At 70.6% G+C, this 262-nt stretch carries 1 pseudogene; it reads right to left on the minus strand.

Going from position 1 to position 262, the window contains the following annotated elements:
• Positions 1–262, minus strand: a pseudogene (locus FQ668_RS27650) (phosphoribosylamine--glycine ligase); the annotation flags it as partial.

Here is a 262-nt window from a genome sequence, read left to right on the forward strand (position 1 = left end):
CATCCCGCCGGTGTTCGGTCCGAGGTCGCCGTCGCGCAGCCGCTTGTAATCCTTCGACGGAGCGAGCGGCAACACGTTCTCGCCGTCGGCGAGCGCGATGAACGAGACCTCCTCCCCCGCGAGCCACTCCTCGACCACGATCCGGTTCGCGGCGCTGCCGAATCGCCGCTCGCCGAAGAAGAGCGAGAGCGCCGCTTCGAGCTCCGCCTCGTCGGTGGGCAGGATCACCCCCTTGCCGGCGGCGAGGCCGTCGGCCTTGAGC

This window comes from Pseudomonas sp. Kh14, from assembly GCF_900291005.1.
Classification (GTDB): Bacteria; Pseudomonadota; Gammaproteobacteria; order Pseudomonadales; family Pseudomonadaceae; genus Aquipseudomonas; species Aquipseudomonas alloputida.